This is a genomic window from Nonomuraea sp. NPDC059023 (assembly GCF_042740095.1).
Lineage (GTDB): Bacteria > Actinomycetota > Actinomycetes > Streptosporangiales > Streptosporangiaceae > Nonomuraea.
The window spans coordinates 75,593-91,396 of record NZ_JBHYIO010000032.1 but is presented as its reverse complement, the minus strand read 5'-3'; the positions used below and the strand labels follow the sequence as shown (position 1 = coordinate 91,396).

General features: G+C 71.9%; 13 protein-coding genes. 10 read left to right on the top strand and 3 right to left on the bottom strand.

Features of this window, described 5'->3' with window-relative positions:
* Positions 1-2 precede the first annotated feature (2 nt).
* On the bottom strand, positions 3-3,623 hold the full coding sequence (locus ACFWYW_RS41335; protein ID WP_379641247.1) for a beta-ketoacyl synthase N-terminal-like domain-containing protein: 3,621 nt from the start codon (positions 3,621-3,623) through the stop codon (positions 3-5).
* Between the two features lie 621 nt (positions 3,624-4,244).
* Positions 4,245-4,382, bottom strand: a complete 138-nt coding sequence (locus ACFWYW_RS41330; RefSeq protein ID WP_379611141.1) for a hypothetical protein — start codon at positions 4,380-4,382, stop codon at positions 4,245-4,247.
* On the opposite strand from ACFWYW_RS41330, the gene ACFWYW_RS41325 reads away from it, so the two are divergent.
* From ACFWYW_RS41325 to ACFWYW_RS41280, 10 genes are read left to right on the top strand one after another with little or no spacing between them, the layout of a single operon-like run.
* A complete protein-coding gene (locus ACFWYW_RS41325) occupies positions 4,320-5,591 on the top strand; it encodes a condensation domain-containing protein (RefSeq protein ID WP_379611136.1) in 1,272 nt (423 codons plus the stop codon). The genes ACFWYW_RS41330 and ACFWYW_RS41325 overlap by 63 nt on opposite strands.
* The gene (locus ACFWYW_RS41320; protein WP_379610899.1) at positions 5,588-6,397 is read left to right on the top strand and encodes an HAD family hydrolase; all 810 of its coding nucleotides are present in this window, start codon (positions 5,588-5,590) and stop codon (positions 6,395-6,397) included. The genes ACFWYW_RS41325 and ACFWYW_RS41320 overlap by 4 nt, the downstream gene beginning before the upstream one ends.
* Positions 6,398-6,402: 5 nt before the next feature.
* Positions 6,403-6,657 carry an acyl carrier protein gene (locus ACFWYW_RS41315; RefSeq protein WP_379610898.1) on the top strand — a complete coding sequence of 85 codons (255 nt, stop codon included), beginning with the start codon at positions 6,403-6,405 and terminating at the stop codon, positions 6,655-6,657.
* Complete coding sequence (locus ACFWYW_RS41310; RefSeq protein WP_379610897.1) at positions 6,654-7,892, top strand: MFS transporter; 1,239 nt, start codon at positions 6,654-6,656, stop codon at positions 7,890-7,892. Before ACFWYW_RS41315 ends, ACFWYW_RS41310 begins: the two co-directional genes overlap by 4 nt.
* A gap of 10 nt (positions 7,893-7,902) precedes the next feature.
* Positions 7,903-9,006, top strand: a complete 1,104-nt coding sequence (locus tag ACFWYW_RS41305; protein ID WP_379610896.1) for a Gfo/Idh/MocA family protein — start codon at positions 7,903-7,905, stop codon at positions 9,004-9,006.
* Positions 9,007-9,023: 17 nt separating this feature from the next.
* Positions 9,024-9,890, top strand: a complete 867-nt coding sequence (locus ACFWYW_RS41300) for a 3-hydroxyacyl-CoA dehydrogenase family protein (RefSeq protein WP_379610895.1) — start codon at positions 9,024-9,026, stop codon at positions 9,888-9,890.
* The gene (locus ACFWYW_RS41295; protein ID WP_379610894.1) at positions 9,887-10,150 is read left to right on the top strand and encodes an acyl carrier protein; all 264 of its coding nucleotides are present in this window, start codon (positions 9,887-9,889) and stop codon (positions 10,148-10,150) included. Before ACFWYW_RS41300 ends, ACFWYW_RS41295 begins: the two co-directional genes overlap by 4 nt.
* Positions 10,143-11,252 carry an acyl-CoA dehydrogenase family protein gene (locus ACFWYW_RS41290; RefSeq protein WP_379610893.1) on the top strand — a complete coding sequence of 370 codons (1,110 nt, stop codon included), beginning with the start codon at positions 10,143-10,145 and terminating at the stop codon, positions 11,250-11,252. Before ACFWYW_RS41295 ends, ACFWYW_RS41290 begins: the two co-directional genes overlap by 8 nt.
* A gap of 34 nt (positions 11,253-11,286) precedes the next feature.
* Positions 11,287-12,378, top strand: a complete 1,092-nt coding sequence (locus tag ACFWYW_RS41285) for an HAD-IIIC family phosphatase (RefSeq protein WP_379611134.1) — start codon at positions 11,287-11,289, stop codon at positions 12,376-12,378.
* Positions 12,379-12,382: 4 nt separating this feature from the next.
* Positions 12,383-13,078: an O-methyltransferase gene (locus ACFWYW_RS41280; RefSeq protein WP_379610892.1), complete on the top strand. Its 696-nt coding sequence runs from the start codon at positions 12,383-12,385 to the stop codon at positions 13,076-13,078.
* On the opposite strand, the gene ACFWYW_RS41275 is transcribed toward ACFWYW_RS41280, so the two are convergent.
* On the bottom strand, positions 13,023-15,572 hold the full coding sequence (locus ACFWYW_RS41275) for a DUF262 domain-containing protein (protein WP_379610891.1): 2,550 nt from the start codon (positions 15,570-15,572) through the stop codon (positions 13,023-13,025). The two genes, ACFWYW_RS41280 and ACFWYW_RS41275, sit on opposite strands and share 56 nt — an antisense overlap.
* Positions 15,573-15,804 lie beyond the last annotated feature (232 nt).

Here is a 15,804-nt window from a genome sequence, read left to right as displayed (position 1 = left end):
CTTCAGTGGGAGGTGTACGGCGCGGCCGGCGCCTTCAGCCAGTAATGGCGGCGCTGGAACGGATAGGTGGGCAGGTCCACGTGCTCGCCACCGAACTCGGCGGTGAACGCCCGCCAGTTCACCGGGACGCCCGCGGCGTACAGGCGGGCGAGCAGCGTGGCGAGCTCGCGCACGGCGGCGCCCTCGCCGGGACGGTAGGCCAGGTGGCCCTCGTCAGCGGGCCCCGGGTCGCCGATCGTCACCACGAGACCGGAGTCCGGCTCTGCCGTTGCCGCCAGGACCGGCACCCCGGCCAGGCCGGGGATCCCGGCGGCGAGGCCTTCCGGCCAGGTGATGGCGTCCGGGCGAAGACCCCAGTGGACGAGGCAATGGACCAGAGCGCGGCCGGCCTCCTGCTCGGATGGTGCTCGCGCGCCGGTATCCGGTGCGGCCGTGATCGTGGCGAGTTCGCGCGCGTAGGTGGGGAGGGCGGTGGCCAGTTCGTCCGCGAACCGGGTGCCGCCCGCGGTGAGGCGCAGGGTGGTCGCGGGTTCCTTGCGGGTGGTGCGCCGGTGGAGGCCGTCCGCCTCGCCGCCGGTGGCCGCGGCGTTGAGGGCCTCGGCCAGGTGGGCCCGATCCGTGGCGACGATGGCGGCGCCGTACTCGAGTGATGCTCTGCTGGTGGCCAGCGACACCGCCACGTCGGCGGGCGTGGCGGCGCGGTCGAGCACGTCGAGCAGTTGCGCGGCCCGCGCGCGCAGCGCGGGTTCGGTGCGGGCGGCGAAGACCCACGGCGCGCTGACGTCGCGGGCGGGCGCGAGCTCCCGGGCGGGCGCGAGCTCCCGGGCGGGCGCGGGCTCCTGGGCGGGCGCGGGCTCTTGGGCGGGCGCGGGCTCGGGGGCGGGCTCTTGGGCGGGCGGAGGCTCCGGGTGCGGCGCCTCCTCGATGATCACGTGGGCGTTGGTGCCGCTGATGCCGAACGCCGAGACGGCGGCCCGGCGCGGGACGTCGCGGGCGGGCCAGGCCGTCTCCCGTGTCAGGAGCCGCACGGGGCCCGCGCTCCAGTCGACGCGGCTGGTCGGCTCGTCCACGTGCAGGGTGCGGGGCAGCAGGCCGTGGCGCAGGGACATGATGACCTTGATGACGCCGCCGACCCCGGCGGCGGCCTGGCTGTGGCCGAGGTTCGACTTGAGCGAGCCCAGCCAGAGGGGGCGTCCGGCGGGGCGGTCGCGGCCGTAGGTGGCGAGCAGGGCGTTGGCCTCGATGGGGTCGCCGAGCGGGGTGCCGGTGCCGTGCGCCTCCACGGCGTCGACGTCGTCCGGGCGCAGGCCGGCGTGCGCGAGCGCGCGCCGGATCACCCGCTCCTGCGAGGGTCCGTTGGGTGCGGTCAGGCCGTTGGAGGCGCCGTCCTGGTTGATCGCGCTGCCTCGCAGCAGCGCGTGGACGCGGTGTCCGTTACGGCGGGCGTCCGACAGCCGCTCCAGCAGCAGGACGCCGATGCCCTCCGACAGGGCGATGCCGTTGGCCGCCTCGGCGAACGACATGCAACGCCCGTCCGGCGACAGGCCCCGGTTGCGCGCGAACTCCAGGAACTTGCGCTGGGTCGCCATCACGGTGACGCCCACGACCAGGGCCATCGAGCACTCGCCCTGCCGCAGCGCCTGACCTGCCAGGTGGAGTGCCACCAGCGAGGAGGAGCAGGCGGTGTCCACGCTGAGGGCGGGGCCTTCGAGGCCGAGGGCGTAGGAGATGCGGCCGGACAGGACGCTGGCGGCGCCGCCGGTGCCGTGGTAGACATCCACGCCTTCCTGGGAGGCGTGCAGGAGGGAGGCGTAGTCCTGGCCGTTGGTGCCGACGAACACGCCGGTTTCGGTGGATTTGAGGGAGACGGGGTCGATGCCGGCGCGTTCGATCGCCTCCCAGGAGCATTCCAGGGCCAGGCGCTGCTGCGGGTCCATGGCCAGGGCCTCGCGCGGTGACAGGCGGAACACGCTGGGATCGAACTCGCCGGCCGTGTACAGGAAGCCGCCCGCGTTGCGGTAGGCGGGTCCTGTGGCGCCCTTTCTGCCTTCGCCGAAGCGGCTGAGGATCTCCAGGTCCCAGCCGCGGTCGGTGGGGAAGCCGCCGGTGGCGTCCTGTCCGGTCGACACCAGGCGCCACAGGTCCTCGGGTGAGCGCACCTCGCCCGGGTAGCGGCAGCTCATGGAGACGACGGCGACCGGGTCGCCGGCCATGGGGGCGGGGGCGGTGTGCGGGCCGCCGGCCGTACCCGCGAGAAGGTCGTGCAGGTGACGCGCGAGGGCGGCCGGGGTGGGATGGTCGAACATCAGCGTGGCGGTCAGGCGGGTGCCCGTGGCGGCGGCCAGGCGGTCGCGCAACTCGACGGCGTTGAGCGAGGTCAGGCCGAGCTCGGCGAACGGACGCGTGCCGGTGACCTCGCCGGCGGCCAGGTGGTCGGCGGCGAAGGCGACCTGGGTGCGCACGAGGTCGGTCAGGACGCGCAGCCGCTCCCGCTCCGGCAGTGCCGGCAGCCGCTCGCGGAGGGAGCCGCCGGGGCCCGTCGCGGTGTTCCCATCGGAAAGACCGGCCGGGAGCGGGTACGGCTCGGCGCCGGAGCCGGCGAAGATCGGGTCCCAGCCGACCGGGGTGCCGCGGGCGTGCAGTTGCGCGAGCGCGAGCACGATCGCGCGGGCCTCGGCCCTGCTGCCGCGCAGCGCCGGGACGAGTACCGCCTCGGCGTCCTCGCCGAGGCAGGCGCGGCCCATGCCGGTGAGGGTGCCGTCCGGGCCCAGTTCCAGGAAGGTGGTGACGCCTTCCTCCCGCAGGCGGCGCATGCCGTCGTGGAAGCGCACCGGCTCACGGACGTGGCGTACCCAGTAGGCGGGCGAGCGCAGGTCGGTCTCGGTGGCGATGGCGCCGGTGACGTTGGAGACGAGGGGGATGCGCGCGGGCCGCAGTTCCAGCCCGGCCAGGACCTCGCCCAGCGGGCCGAGGATGGCGTCCATGTGCGGGGAGTGCCCGGCGAGCCGGACGTTGAGGCGCTGTACGACGCGACCCTTGGCCTGCCAGCGCGCGCCGAGTTCGGCCACGGCGTCCGCGTCTCCGGCCACCACGACGGAGGCGGGCCCGTTGACGGCGGCCAGGGAGACGTTCGCGGCGAGGTCGGCGGCGACTTCGTGCTCGGCGGCCTGGATCACCGCCATCGCGCCGTCCCCGGCCACCTGGCCCATCAGCCTGCCGCGCGCGGCGACCAGCGTGCAGGCGTCCGGAAGCGACATGACGCCGGCGACGTGGGCGGCGGCCAGCTCGCCGAGGGAGTGGCCGAGCACGTAGGCAGGCCGCAGCCCCCAGCTTTCGACGAGCCGGAACAGTGCGACCTCCAGCGCGAACACGCCCGCCTGGGTGTACAGCGTCTCGTCCAGCGTGGCGCCGTCGGCGGCGAACATCGCCTCGCGCAGCGGGAAGTCGAAGTGGGCGCAGATCTCGTCGAGGGCCGCGGAGAACACCGGGAAGACCTCGGCGAGTTCGCGGCCCATCCCCGCGCGCTGACCGCCCTGCCCGGAGAACAGGAATGCCGTCCGGCGATTTGGGCCGGTGCCGCGAAAGAGCCCCGGAACGTCTTCGCCGTCGGCCAGCGCGGCCATTCCCGCAATCAATCCGGCGCGGTCCTGAGCCAGCAGAACGGCCCGGTTACTTGACCTGCCATCGGCCTTCGAAAGGGAATAGGAAAGGCCGGTCAGGTCGATCCGCTCCTGTGCTGCTACGTACCGTGACAGTTCCGCCGCCCTGGCCCGCAGTGCGGCTTCGTCCGGGCCCGAGACAATCCAGGGCAGCAGACCTGAACGCGTCAAGACATGGGTTTGCACAGGCACCGTCCCCCGATTTGAACCCTGGCTACATCATTGGCGAGATTCGCATCGGAAAATGAATGTGTCAATCCCCGACCTTGTTGTGACGTGGGTCACAAGGCACCGCCGACCAGCGCCCGGACGGGCCGTAATCCTGTTTTACGGCTCCCCCCTTATGAGATTCTTCGCAGGTAGGGGGCACTGCGGTTCGGACGCATGTCGAGACGCCTATCAGGCTCCTGACAGCCGGCGCGGGCCGCTCGGACGCATTGACATTCCGGACGCGATCTGTTGGAGTTCCATTCGCGTCCGGGCGACGGGGCAGCAAATACAGCCCGAACACGACATACGGAGGAAGATTTGGCGCGGTCCGGGGGAATTACCGTCCTATCGAGAGCCGACCGAGATCTGCCGGTATCACACACCCAGGAAGAACGCCTCCTGGCCGGCGGCGGGCATATTCCGAACAACATCATCGCCACCTGCATTGAGATAACCGGGAAACTCGACCGTTCCGCGCTCGAAACCGCGCTGCACGGCGTCGCCGCCCGCCACGAGAATTTACGCGCCACATTCGACGGCCTGCGTATGCGCCCGGTGGCCGAACTGCGCGACTTCTTCCACGTGACCGCCGCCGGCTCGCGCGAGCAGGCGCTGAGCCTGCTGGAGCGCCGCCTGCAGGAGCCCTTCGACCTGGCCGGTGGCCCGCTCCTGCGCGCGTGGCTGGTACGTGTGGAGGAGGATCTCAGCCTGCTCGGCCTCAGCGTCGACCACATCATCGCCGACGGCAAGTCCCGCGACGTCCTGGTCAACGACCTGATCCGGCTTTACGGCGCGCAGACCGCCGGGACCGACCCCGGGCTGCCCGAGGTCGCGGTCCAGTTCGCCGACTACGCCGCCTGGGAGCGCTCGTATCTGCAGGGGGCCGTCCTGGAGCGGCTGTCGGACTACTGGCGTACCACGCTGGACGGCGTCGACCCGCTGCCGGCCTCCGGCCTGACCGACCCCGCGGCGCCGGGCGGAGAAACAGGGGCCGACCGGGTGCGCTTCACCACCGCGCCGGACCTGCAGCCCAAGCTCGCCGCCGCGGCCACGGCCGCGGGCGTCAGCGTCTACGGGATCGTCTCGGCCGCGGTCAAGGCGGCCGTCGCCGCGCACCGCCTGCCGGGCTCCACCCCCCACGACCCCTACGACGTCGCCGTCTACGGCTCGGCGGCCAACCGGGTGCTGCCCGAGGTCGCCGAGGTCTTCGGCTACTTCGCCACCCCCATCGTCTTCCGCACCGACCTGAGCGGCGACCCGACGCTGGAGCGGCTGCTGACCATGGAGACGCGCGCGGTCCTCGGGGCGCTGCGCCGCCAGCAGCTGCCGCACTCGCTGGTCACCAAGCTCGTCAACCCTGCCCAGTACGGCGTGCGCCACGGCGCCGACCCGGCCAGGGTGCCGCGCTACGTCAACTTCGACTTCGGCAGCCACAACGACCCAGCCGCCGCCAAGCCGGACACCGGGCCGGCCGGCACCGGGCGGGCCGTCTTCAGGCAGGTCGGCCTGCCCGTGCTCCCGGTACCGCGCGGCGGCCTGCGCATCCTGAGCGCCGAGCGGCCCGGCGTCATCAGCGTGGACGTGCGCTACCGCACCGACTTCTACTCCCGGCCCTGGGTGAGCGCCTTCGCCACCGGCATCCACCGCTTCCTCACCGCCGCGGCGGGCGACTGGAGCGTACGCCTGTCCGACGTGGTCCCCGCCAGGGGGGCGGGCCGGTGATCGACGCCTCCCGCCTGCGCGTCGTGGCGACCGATCTCGACCGCACCCTGCTCCGCAGCGACGGCTCGCTGTCACCCGCCACCGTGGGCACGCTGCGCGCGGTCGCCGCCGCCGGGCTCGACATCGTCTACGTCACCGCCCGCCACCTGTCCGCGCTGCGCCGCGTCTCCGACGAGGTGGGGCTGGTCTCGGCCGGCATCTGCTGCGGCGGCGCCATCACCTACGCCCTCCCTTCCTGCGAAATTTCCGGACAACAGGTGCTGGATGCGGAGACGATCCACACCATCGCCGACCGGATCACCGCCGCCGCGCCGCGCACCAGCTTCGGCTGGGTCACCGCCGAGGCGGCCGAGGTCGAACACGACTACCCCGACCGGCTCAGCACCGTCCGCGTACGCCGGGCCGGGGAGGGCCGCGTCGCCGGCCCGGTCTTCAAGCTGTTCGCCCGCAACCCGTGGATGGACCCGGCCCGCTTCGACGCCGCCGTCGCCGCGTCCGTGGCCGGCCTGGCCGAGGTCTCGCACCGCTTCGACGGCTTCGCCGACATCGTCGCGCCGGGCGTCGACAAGACCTCGGCCCTGCGCCGCTGGTGCGCGGACCGCGGCGTACGGGCCGGCCAGGTGGTGGCCTTCGGCGACTCGGCGGCCGACCTCGGCATGCTGCGCTGGGCGGGGGTGGGCGTGGCCGTACAGAACGCCGAACAGGACGTGCTGCGCGCGGCCGACGCGATCACCGGAGCCTGCGACGCCGACGGCGTCGCCGCCTGGCTGGCCGGAAACCTTCTCCCCCACCGAGGAACGGAGTGAAGAGCATGCAGATCACCTGGGACGAGCGGTTCGAGGCGGCCATCGCCGAGTGCCTGCCCGACGGGGTCGTCGCCGACGGGCTGGAGCCCGACGTCTCCCTGGTCGACCTGGGCCTCGACTCGATCAGCATGATCAACCTGGCGGCCAGGCTGGAGGACGAGTACCAGCTCGCGCTGCCCGACGACCTGGTCACCTTCACCACCTTCGCCACCCCGGCCGCCCTGTGGGAGACGATCCGCGAGCTCCGGGCCCAACCTTGACCGAGGATCTCGCGACCGGCGCGGGGCCGCGCCTGTGGTCGGCGAACTTCCGCAACTACTTCGCCGCCCGCACCATCTCGCTGCTCGGCGACATCATCCTGCCGATCGGGCTGATCGCCGCCGTGCTGGGCGAGGGCTACGGCGCCAGCGGCGTCGGCTACGCGCTGGCCGCCTCACTCGGGCCCACCATCGTGCTGATGCTGTTCGGCGGCGCGCTGGCCGACCATTTCCGTCCGAAGCCGCTGCTCGTCCTCGCCGATCTGGTACGGCTGGCCGCGCAGGGCTGGCTGGCGGTGAGCCTGCTGACCGGCAGCCCGAGCCTGGCCGAGATCCTCATCACGCAGGCCGTCTTCGGCACCGCCACCGCCCTGTTCCAGCCGTCCATCTCCGGCATCGTCCCGGAGGTCGCGCCGGGCCGGGTGCACGAGGCCAACGCCGCCCTGCGCATCACCGAGTCGTGCGTGACCCTGGGCGGGCCGGCGCTGGCCGGAGTGCTGCTCGTCGTGGCCGGGCCGCCGGTCGTGATGGTGTTCGTCACCGCCACCTGCCTGATCAGCTGCCTGCTGGTCTGGACGCTGCGGCTGTCCGGCGCCGCCGCCGCGGGCCGTCCCCGCGTGCTGAAGGACATCCGCGAGGGCTGGACGGCCTTCGCCTCCCGGCCGTGGTTGTGGTCGGTCATCTGCGTCTTCGTCGTCCTGGGCCTGACCGTGTTCGGCCCCTACCACGTGCTCAGCGCGACCGTCCTGACCGAGGACCGCGGCGCCTCGGCGTACGCGCTGCTGATGTCGGCCCACGGCGCGGGCGCGATCGCCGGCGGCTTCCTGGCACTCAAACGCATGCCGAAACGGCCCCTGCTGACCGGCGCGCTGTGGCTGGCCCTGTTCATCCCGCAGTTCCTGTTCATCGCGCTGAAGGCGCCGGTCGTGCTCGTGGCCGCGGCGATGTTCGCGGCCGGCGTCGGACGCTCCTACTGGGCGGTGATGTGGTCGACCTCGGTGCAGACCCAGGTGCCGCCCAAGGTGCTCAACCGGGTGCTGGCCTACGAGATCACCGGCTCGATGATGCTGGTCCCCGTGGGCCGGGCACTGTCCGGACCGGTCGCCGAGACGGCGGGCAGCGCGCCGGTCCTGCTGGCCAGCGCCGCCGTCCTCACCCTCGGCTGCCTCGCGCTGGTCGCGATCCCCGCGGTACGCGGACTGCGGCCGGTGTCACCCACGCCCGCGGGCACAAGCTGAAGGGAAGAACATGAACGGCAGGATTCGGGCCGGGATCATCGGCGCGAGCGGCAACGGCTGGGCGGTCGGCGCCCACCTGGCGGCACTGAGCAGGCTGCCGGACTTCACGGTCGCCGCCGTCGCCACCACCAGGAAGCACAGCGCGGAGGAGACGGCCAAGGCCTTCGACGTCCCCCTCGCCTTCGGCGAGGCCGCCGAGCTGATCGCCAGCCCCGACGTCGACCTGGTGACGATCTGTGTGAAGGTGCCCAAGCACGACACGCTCATCCGCGCGGCCGTGGCCGCCGGCAAGCACGTCTACTGCGAATGGCCGCTCGCCCTGGACGAGAACCAGGCGCGCGAGCTGGCCGAATTGTCGGCCTCCTCCGGCCGCGTGCACCTGGCCGGGCTGCAGGGAGTGCGCTCGCCGAGCGTCCGCTTCGTCCGCGACCTGGTCGAAAGCGGCCGGATCGGGCAGGTGCTGTCGGCCTCCTTCCAGGTAGTGCTGTCCGGATTCGGCGAGGCCAGCGTCACCGAGGCCCGCCGCCAGATCATCGACCAGGCGAGCGGGGCGACGCTGCTGACCGTCGGCGGCGGCCACGCCCTGGCCGTGCTGCGGGCCGTTCTCGGCCCTTTCGCCACCTTCTCCGCCCAGGTCGACACGCGCCGCCCGCGCGTCACGATCGCCGAGACCGGGCAGCTCGCCGACGCGAGCGCGCCGGACCAGGTCGTCATCGCCGGATCGCTGCACGACGGCGCCACCGCCACCGTGGCCGTCCTGTCCGGGGCGCCGCCCGCCGCCGCCGGGTTCAGCCTGCGGATCGTCGGCTCCGAGGCCACGCTGGCCATCGAACCGGCCGTACCAGGACTGCCCTGCCAGATCGCGCCCTGGGACATCCGCCTGCTCGAAGGCGAGACCAGCCGGCCCTTGGCCGTCCCGGTCGACGTGCACGACCCGGCCTCGGCCCTCGCGCCGGGACCGGCCGCCAGCGTCGCCCACGCCTACCAGGGGCTCGCGCGCGCGGTGCGGACCGGCGAGCCGGCCGAGCCCGGATTCGCCTTCGCCGCCGGCATCCACCGGCTCATGGACCTGGCCGTGCGCGGCTCGGCCGGCGGACAGCGCCAGACACTGTGACCCTTTCAGGAGGTTGGGTGGACACCGAGCAGTCAGCACACCGGCTCACCATCATCGGAGCAGGCACGATGGGCGTCGGGATCGCGACCATGGCGATCGGGCACGGCGTCCCGGTCGTGCTGGTCGAGACCGGCACGCTCGCGCGCGACAGCGCGTACACCAGAGTGCGGCAGCAGACCCGCCACGCGCAGTTGCTGGGCGGGACCCCGCGCGGCGCCGCGCCCGCCGAGCTCACCGTCACCGGCGAGCTCGCCGACGGACGCCACGCCAGCGCCGTGATCGAGGCGGTCACCGAGTCCGCCGCGCTCAAGGCCGACGTCCTGGGCGAGGTGTGCGGCCTGGTCGAGCCCGGCACGCCGCTGATCACCAACACCTCGGGCATCCCGATCGGCGAGCTGGCCGCCACGCTCAAACGGCCCGGCGACCTGCTCGGCACCCACTTCATGAACCCGCCGTACCTGATCAGGATGGTCGAGGTGATCCGCGGCGAGCGCAGCGACCAGGCCGCGATGGCCGCCACCATGGCGCTGCTGTCCGCGCTGGGCCGCCAGCCGGTCGTGGTACGCGACGCGCCCGGCTTCGTCACCAGCCGTCTCCTGCACCCGATGATCAACGACGCGGCGCGCGTCGTCGGCGCGGGCACCGCCACGGTCGAGCAGGTCGACGCGCTGATGCACGGCTGCCTCGGCTACCCGACCGGGCCGCTGCGCACCGCCGACCTCATCGGGCTGGACAACCTGGCCGACTCCCTCACGGCCCTGTACGAGCGGACCGGCGACGAAGGCTGCCGGCCATGCGAGGTCCTGCTGGACAAGGTCCGCCAGGGCCACCTCGGGCGCAAGAGCGGCCGAGGTTTCTACGACTACGGAGAGGCGCTGTCATGACCGTCGAACCCATCACCACCGTCGAGGACGAGCTGCTGGCCCATCTGACCAGCCGCACCAAGTCGTTCGTCACCAAGGACGAGGACCTGTTCGCCTCGGGCCTGGTCTCCTCGATGTTCGCCATGGAGCTGGTCGTCCACCTGGAGAGCACGTACGGCGTGGCCGTCACCGGCACCGACCTGCAACTGGACAACTTCCGCTCGGTCGAGACGATGGCGGCGCTGGTGCACCGGCTGCGCGAGCAGCGGGCCGATGCCTGAGCCCGCCCTGACCCGGGCGCGGGAGCTGGCCGACGAGCTGATCGGCGGCCGCGCCGGCGACTGGGACCTGGCCGGGCGCATCCCGCCCGAGGTGCTGCGCACGCTCGGCGCGCGTGGCCTGCTGTGCGCACAGGTCCCCACCGCGTACGGCGGGCCCGGCCTCGGCAGCCGCGACGGCGGCGAGTTCACCGCCCACGTCGGCAGCCGGTGCAGCTCCCTGCGCAGCGTGATGACCTCCCAAGGCATGGCCGCCTGGACGATCCAGCGACTCGGCGGCCCCGGCCAGCGCGCCGCGCACCTGCCCCGGCTCGTGGGCGGCGACCTGGCCGCGGTCGGCTTCAGCGAGGACGAGGCCGGCAGCGACCTGGCCGCCATGACCAGCGAGATCCGCCGCGACGGCGACACGGTCGTGCTCACCGGCCACAAGAAGTGGGTCACCGCCGCCGCCTACGCCGACCTGCTGGTCATCGTCGCCAAGGACGGCGACGGGGCCGCCGCCGTCCTGGTGCCCGCCACGGCGCCGGGCGTGACGGTCGAGCCGGTGGCCGCGCCGCTCGGCTGCCGGGCCGCCGGCCACTCCGACGTGCGCTTCCACGAGGTGCGCCTGGCGGCCGACGCGGTGCTCGGCGGCGGCGGCCAGCCGCTGCCGCTGCTGGTCACCACCGCGCTGGCCTACGGCCGCATGTCGGTCGCCTGGGGCTGCGTCGGCATCCTGCGCGCCTGCCTGGCCGCCACCACCGCGCACGCCGGCTCCCGCCGCCAGTTCGGCAAGCCGCTGGCCGAGCACCAGCTCATCGGCCGGCACCTGGCCGAGCTGTACGTGGCCGAGCGGAGCGCGACCCGTGCCTGCGAGCACGCCAGCGACTGCTGGGACGCCTCCTCCCCCGACGTCGTGGTGGCCACCGTGCTGGCCAAGCACGTCAGCGCCAGCGGTGCCGCCCGTGGCGCGGCCTCGGCCGTACAGGTGATGGCTTCGGCGGGCGCGCGCGACGACCACGTGGTGGCCCGCGCCTACCGCGACACCAAGCTCATGGAGATCATCGAGGGCAGCAGCGAGATCTGCCAGCTGATCCTGGCCCGGCATGCGCTCACCGGGTCGTGACGACACTCGCGACAACACTCGCGACAGGAGGAAGATCATTTCCGCGACCATCAAGTGCCTCGTGTGGGATCTGGACAACACGCTGTGGCAGGGGACGCTGCTGGAGGACGGCGACGTCCGCGTCAGCGAGCAGGTCCGCGAGGTCATCGCCGCGCTGGACGCCCGGGGCATCCTGCAGTCCATCTCCAGCAAGAACGACCACGACCTGGCCTGGGCCCGCCTGGAGCGGCTGGGCCTGAGCGAGTATTTCGTCCTGCCGCGCATCGGCTGGGGGCCGAAGTCGGCGGCCGTGCGCGAACTGGCCGAGCGGCTCCGGTTCGCCCACTCCACGCTCGCGTTCATCGACGACCAGCCGGCCGAACGCGCCGAGGTCGCCTTCCACCTGCCCGAGGTACGCCTGTACGAGCCCGGCCAGCTCCCGGGGCTGACGGCGCTGCCGGAGTTCAGCCCGGCGACCGTCACCGCCGACTCCCGCCAGCGCCGGCGCATGTACCAGGCCGGATTCCTGCGCGAGGCGGAGAAGGAGGCGTTCGCCGGGCCCGACGAGGAGTTCCTGCGCTCGCTGCGGCTGGAGATGCGCATCGCGCGTGCCGGCCACGACGACATCGCCCGCGTGGAAGAGCTCACCCTGCGTACCAGCCAGATGAACGCCACCGGCGTCCACTACGGCGCCGCGGCGCTGCGCGAGCTGACCGGCGACCCCGGCCACGAGGTCCTGGTGGTCAGCATGAGCGACCGCTTCGGCCCGCACGGCGCGGTCGGCGTCGTACTGCTGCGCGTGCACCCGGCCATGTGGCACGTCAAGCTGCTGGCCACCTCCTGCCGCGTGGTCTCCTTCGGCGCCGGCGCGGCCATCCTGAACTGGCTCGGCGACCAGGCCGCGACCGCCGGCGTCCACCTGGCCGCCGACTTCCGGCCCACCGACCGCAACCGGATGATGGAGATCGCCTACCGCTTCGCCGGCTACACCCTGGAGCCGTGCGCCTGCCTGGACGGGCACGCCGTCGAAGGCACCCAGTTGCTGCACCAGGTGCCCGCGCCGCGTCCGGCCCCCGCGGCCATCGACCTGACCGCCCCCGACCTGACCGCCCGTGACCTGGCCCGCGCGGCCCCTCAAGGAGGCTGAACCCATGGCCGGCCAGCTCGAATGGACCCCCGAACTGCGCTCCTACGTGCGCGAGGTCTCCCTGCGCGACGATCCCGTCCTGACCGGCCTGCGCGAGCAGACCGAGCGCCTGCCCGGCGGCCGGCTCATGCAGGTTTCGCCCGAGGAGGGCCAGTTCCTGGCCACGCTGGTGAGCCTCACCGGCGCACGCACCGTGATCGAGGTCGGCACCTACACCGGCTACAGCGCGCTGTGCATGGCCCGCGCCCTGCCGCCGGACGGCCGCCTGATCACCTGCGACATCACCGAGCGGTGGTCGCCGGTGGCACGCGAGTTCTGGCAGCGCGCCGGCGTCGCCGACCGGATCGAGCAGCGCATCGGCGACGCCGCCACCACACTCTCCGACCTCCTCGACACGTACGGCCCGGCCGGCGCCGACCTGATCTTCATCGACGCCGACAAGGCCGGCTACCTCACCTACTACGAACTGGCCCTCAGCCTGGTGCGGCCCAACGGCCTGATCGTCATCGACAACACACTGCTGTTCGGCAAGGTCGTCGACGAGGACGCCCAGGACTCCGACACGCGGGCGATCCGGGAGCTGAACCTGCTGCTGCACGCCGACGAACGCGTGGAGATCGCCCTGCTGCCGATGGCCGACGGCGTCACCCTGGCCCGAAAACGCCCAACCGGCCTTCAGATTCGGTCACCGTGGCCATGAACCAGTCGAGCACCGCCACGACCACGTCGAACACAGCCAGGCTCGCCAGCTGGGTGTTCTTGACAGGGGGATACAGCTCCAGCTTGGCGACCGGGATGTCCACGCCGGGCGCGTCGTTGAGGCGCTGCCGAAGCTCCTCTCGCAGCCCCGGGTCGTTGAACGGCTCGCGGTTGCGTAGCAGCCCGAAGGGGATCTCGGCGGTCTTCGCGTAGAACCGGATGACGTACATGGTCTGCCCGCCGACCTTGATGATCGGCGCGCAGGAGGCGGCGGCGGACGTGCCGTACTGAAGCTCGCCGCCCCGCGACCGCCAGTGTTCCAGCAGACGCTGGACGGCGCCGGCCGCCTGCGGGCCGCTCTGCTCGTTGAGCTGCCGGAGGAAGCGCTGCTCCAGCGTCGTCAACGCCTGCGGCGAGAGGCTCTCCTCGCCCGCGCTCTCGGTCTCGGCCAGATCCGCGGCGATGGGCAGTCCGAGCAGCTCGGCGATCTCGCGGACGCTGATGTGCTGGTCCGCGGCCGCCCGTCCGGCCTCGTCGAAGGTGAGTCCTTCCGCGCGCAGGACGTCGTGCACGTCTCGATCGTCGTCGGGATCGACCCAGCGGAAACCGTCGGACACCTGTCCTGACCTGGTGAGGACCCGGTGCGCGTTGAGGACCGGGACGCTTGCGAGGTGTACGCCGACGGGAACCGGATGCGAGCCGATCAGCTCGGCGAGGTCGGAGTAGGAGGTCCAGGTGGCGGCCGGCAGCGCCGCCAGGGCGCTGTGCAGCTGCGTCCAGTCGCGTGAGGCCGCGCTGCCCCGCCCGGACTCCTCCGGACCGGGCCAGATGGCGATCGCCCGGTCGGCGAGCCGGTCGGCGCGAGCGAGAATCTCGGCCTTCCCCCAGCGCTCGCCGGCGGCGATCTCCTGGTTCATGACCAGCCCGCTCTGGCTCAGCTGCCGGCGTTTGGCGGCGAAGGAGTTGTTGCCGAGCTCGGAGTTGTAGCCGCTGAGCGTGAGATTGCCCAGGGTGTGAACGAGCCGGCGGTGCAGGAGATCGGCGTCCTCTCCCCCGCCGGACAGTTCGCTCAGCCAGTCGGCGGTCATGGACTGCGGCAGGACATGCTCAATGGTGATGCGCTTGTCGGCGAGGTCCACCCGCTCCTTGCTGCCCAGCGACTCCTCGATGCGCCGCAGGACCAGCTTCTGCTGCACCGTGCGGCCCTGCCAGTAGAAGGCACGGCTGCGGATCTCTTCCCGTAGCTGGTCGTCCGAAGGCCAGTACAGCCTGGCCGGCGACAGTGCGGCTCGTACCGCCTGCGGCACCTCTTCCTCGGCCGACAGTTGTACGGCGAGCCGCTGGAAGATGCGGTTGAGGTTTCCGGTAGTGACACCGGCGATCAGCCGGCGGACGAGGAAGCTCTCGACATAGGCCAGCGCCTGCCCCACTTCCTCGTCGCCGATGAAGTCGTCCTCGCGCAACTCCATCAGGCGCATCACCAGCGGGTAGGCGGTCGAAGCCTGCCACTCCTTGAGGAAGCGCACCTTCCCGGCGAACGGCAGATCATCGCCGGGAAAGAGAATCTGCCGGAGATGCCGGGCACGGCGGTGCAGATCCCGGACGTACTCCTCGACCCGGCTCTCATCCGCGGACAGTGCGAGCAGCAATTGCTGGTGCCCACGGTAAACGGCGCTGTACTGGGCGTCGCCACCCTCCTTCAGAACCAGCACCAGGTACATCAGTTGTTCCATGGCCTTGGCGTCCAGCAGGTCCTGGATCGGCTTCCAGTACGCGTCGTAGACGTGCTGGCCCCGCGTGGGCAGGCACATGAAGACATAGTTGCGGATCAGGTCCACCTGGCTGAGCCGCATGCCCGTGTTGTTGATCGACTCGAAGATCCGGAACGCGTTGTCGTCCTTCTCCACCAGGATCTGCACGAGGTTCAGCCGATCCAGCAGCACCGACTCCACCCGCGCGACGTCATGCGGGTCGGCCGGATCGTCGAACTCCTTCAGCACGCTGCGGAAGAACTGATAGGCGTTGCCGATCAGACTCTCGGACCTGCCTTCCGCCGCGTCGTCCACACACGCCTTGAACGCCGCCCGGTCCGCCTGGGTGGGCAGGAGCCGATAGCGCATCTCCCCCTGCTGGAACTTGTTGATCAGGTGGAGCTCGTTGATCCGCTCACGAGCAGTGGGCTCCTCCGCGACGAGGTGATCCCTGATCGCGCAGAGCGCCAGCATCAGGGTGGTCAGCCGCTGCTGGCCGTCCACGATGATCCATTGGGACCGGTTCGGCGCCAGCTCCGGCCCTGGCGCGAGGACCACCGACCCCATGAAGTGGCTGGGGGCATCCTGCCGCCGCTCGGCCAGCACATCGACCTGGGCGGTGATGTCGGCCCACAGCTGGGTGAGCTGCGGGCGTTCCCAGGTGTATTGGCGCTGGTAGAGAGGGACCACTAATTGCTGGTCACCCTGAATGAGCTTGCGAAGAGTGGTTTCGGTCGCCTTCATGCCGTCCCGTTCATTGCCGGAGCATCCTGTACACCGCAGAGACACAATAAGTTACGCGCCCCGCAAGGCAACCTCGTCGAGGAAGAAAGACGCTGTCATACCTGGTCAGTCGCAACCGTGGCGTCTCCCTTGACTCCGCCACAACCAGTCGCCACGAGATGCACACATTACGCATAACGCCACTACGGAAATCCCCGGCCACAGCGATACAAAACGGAACTCACAGCCACTG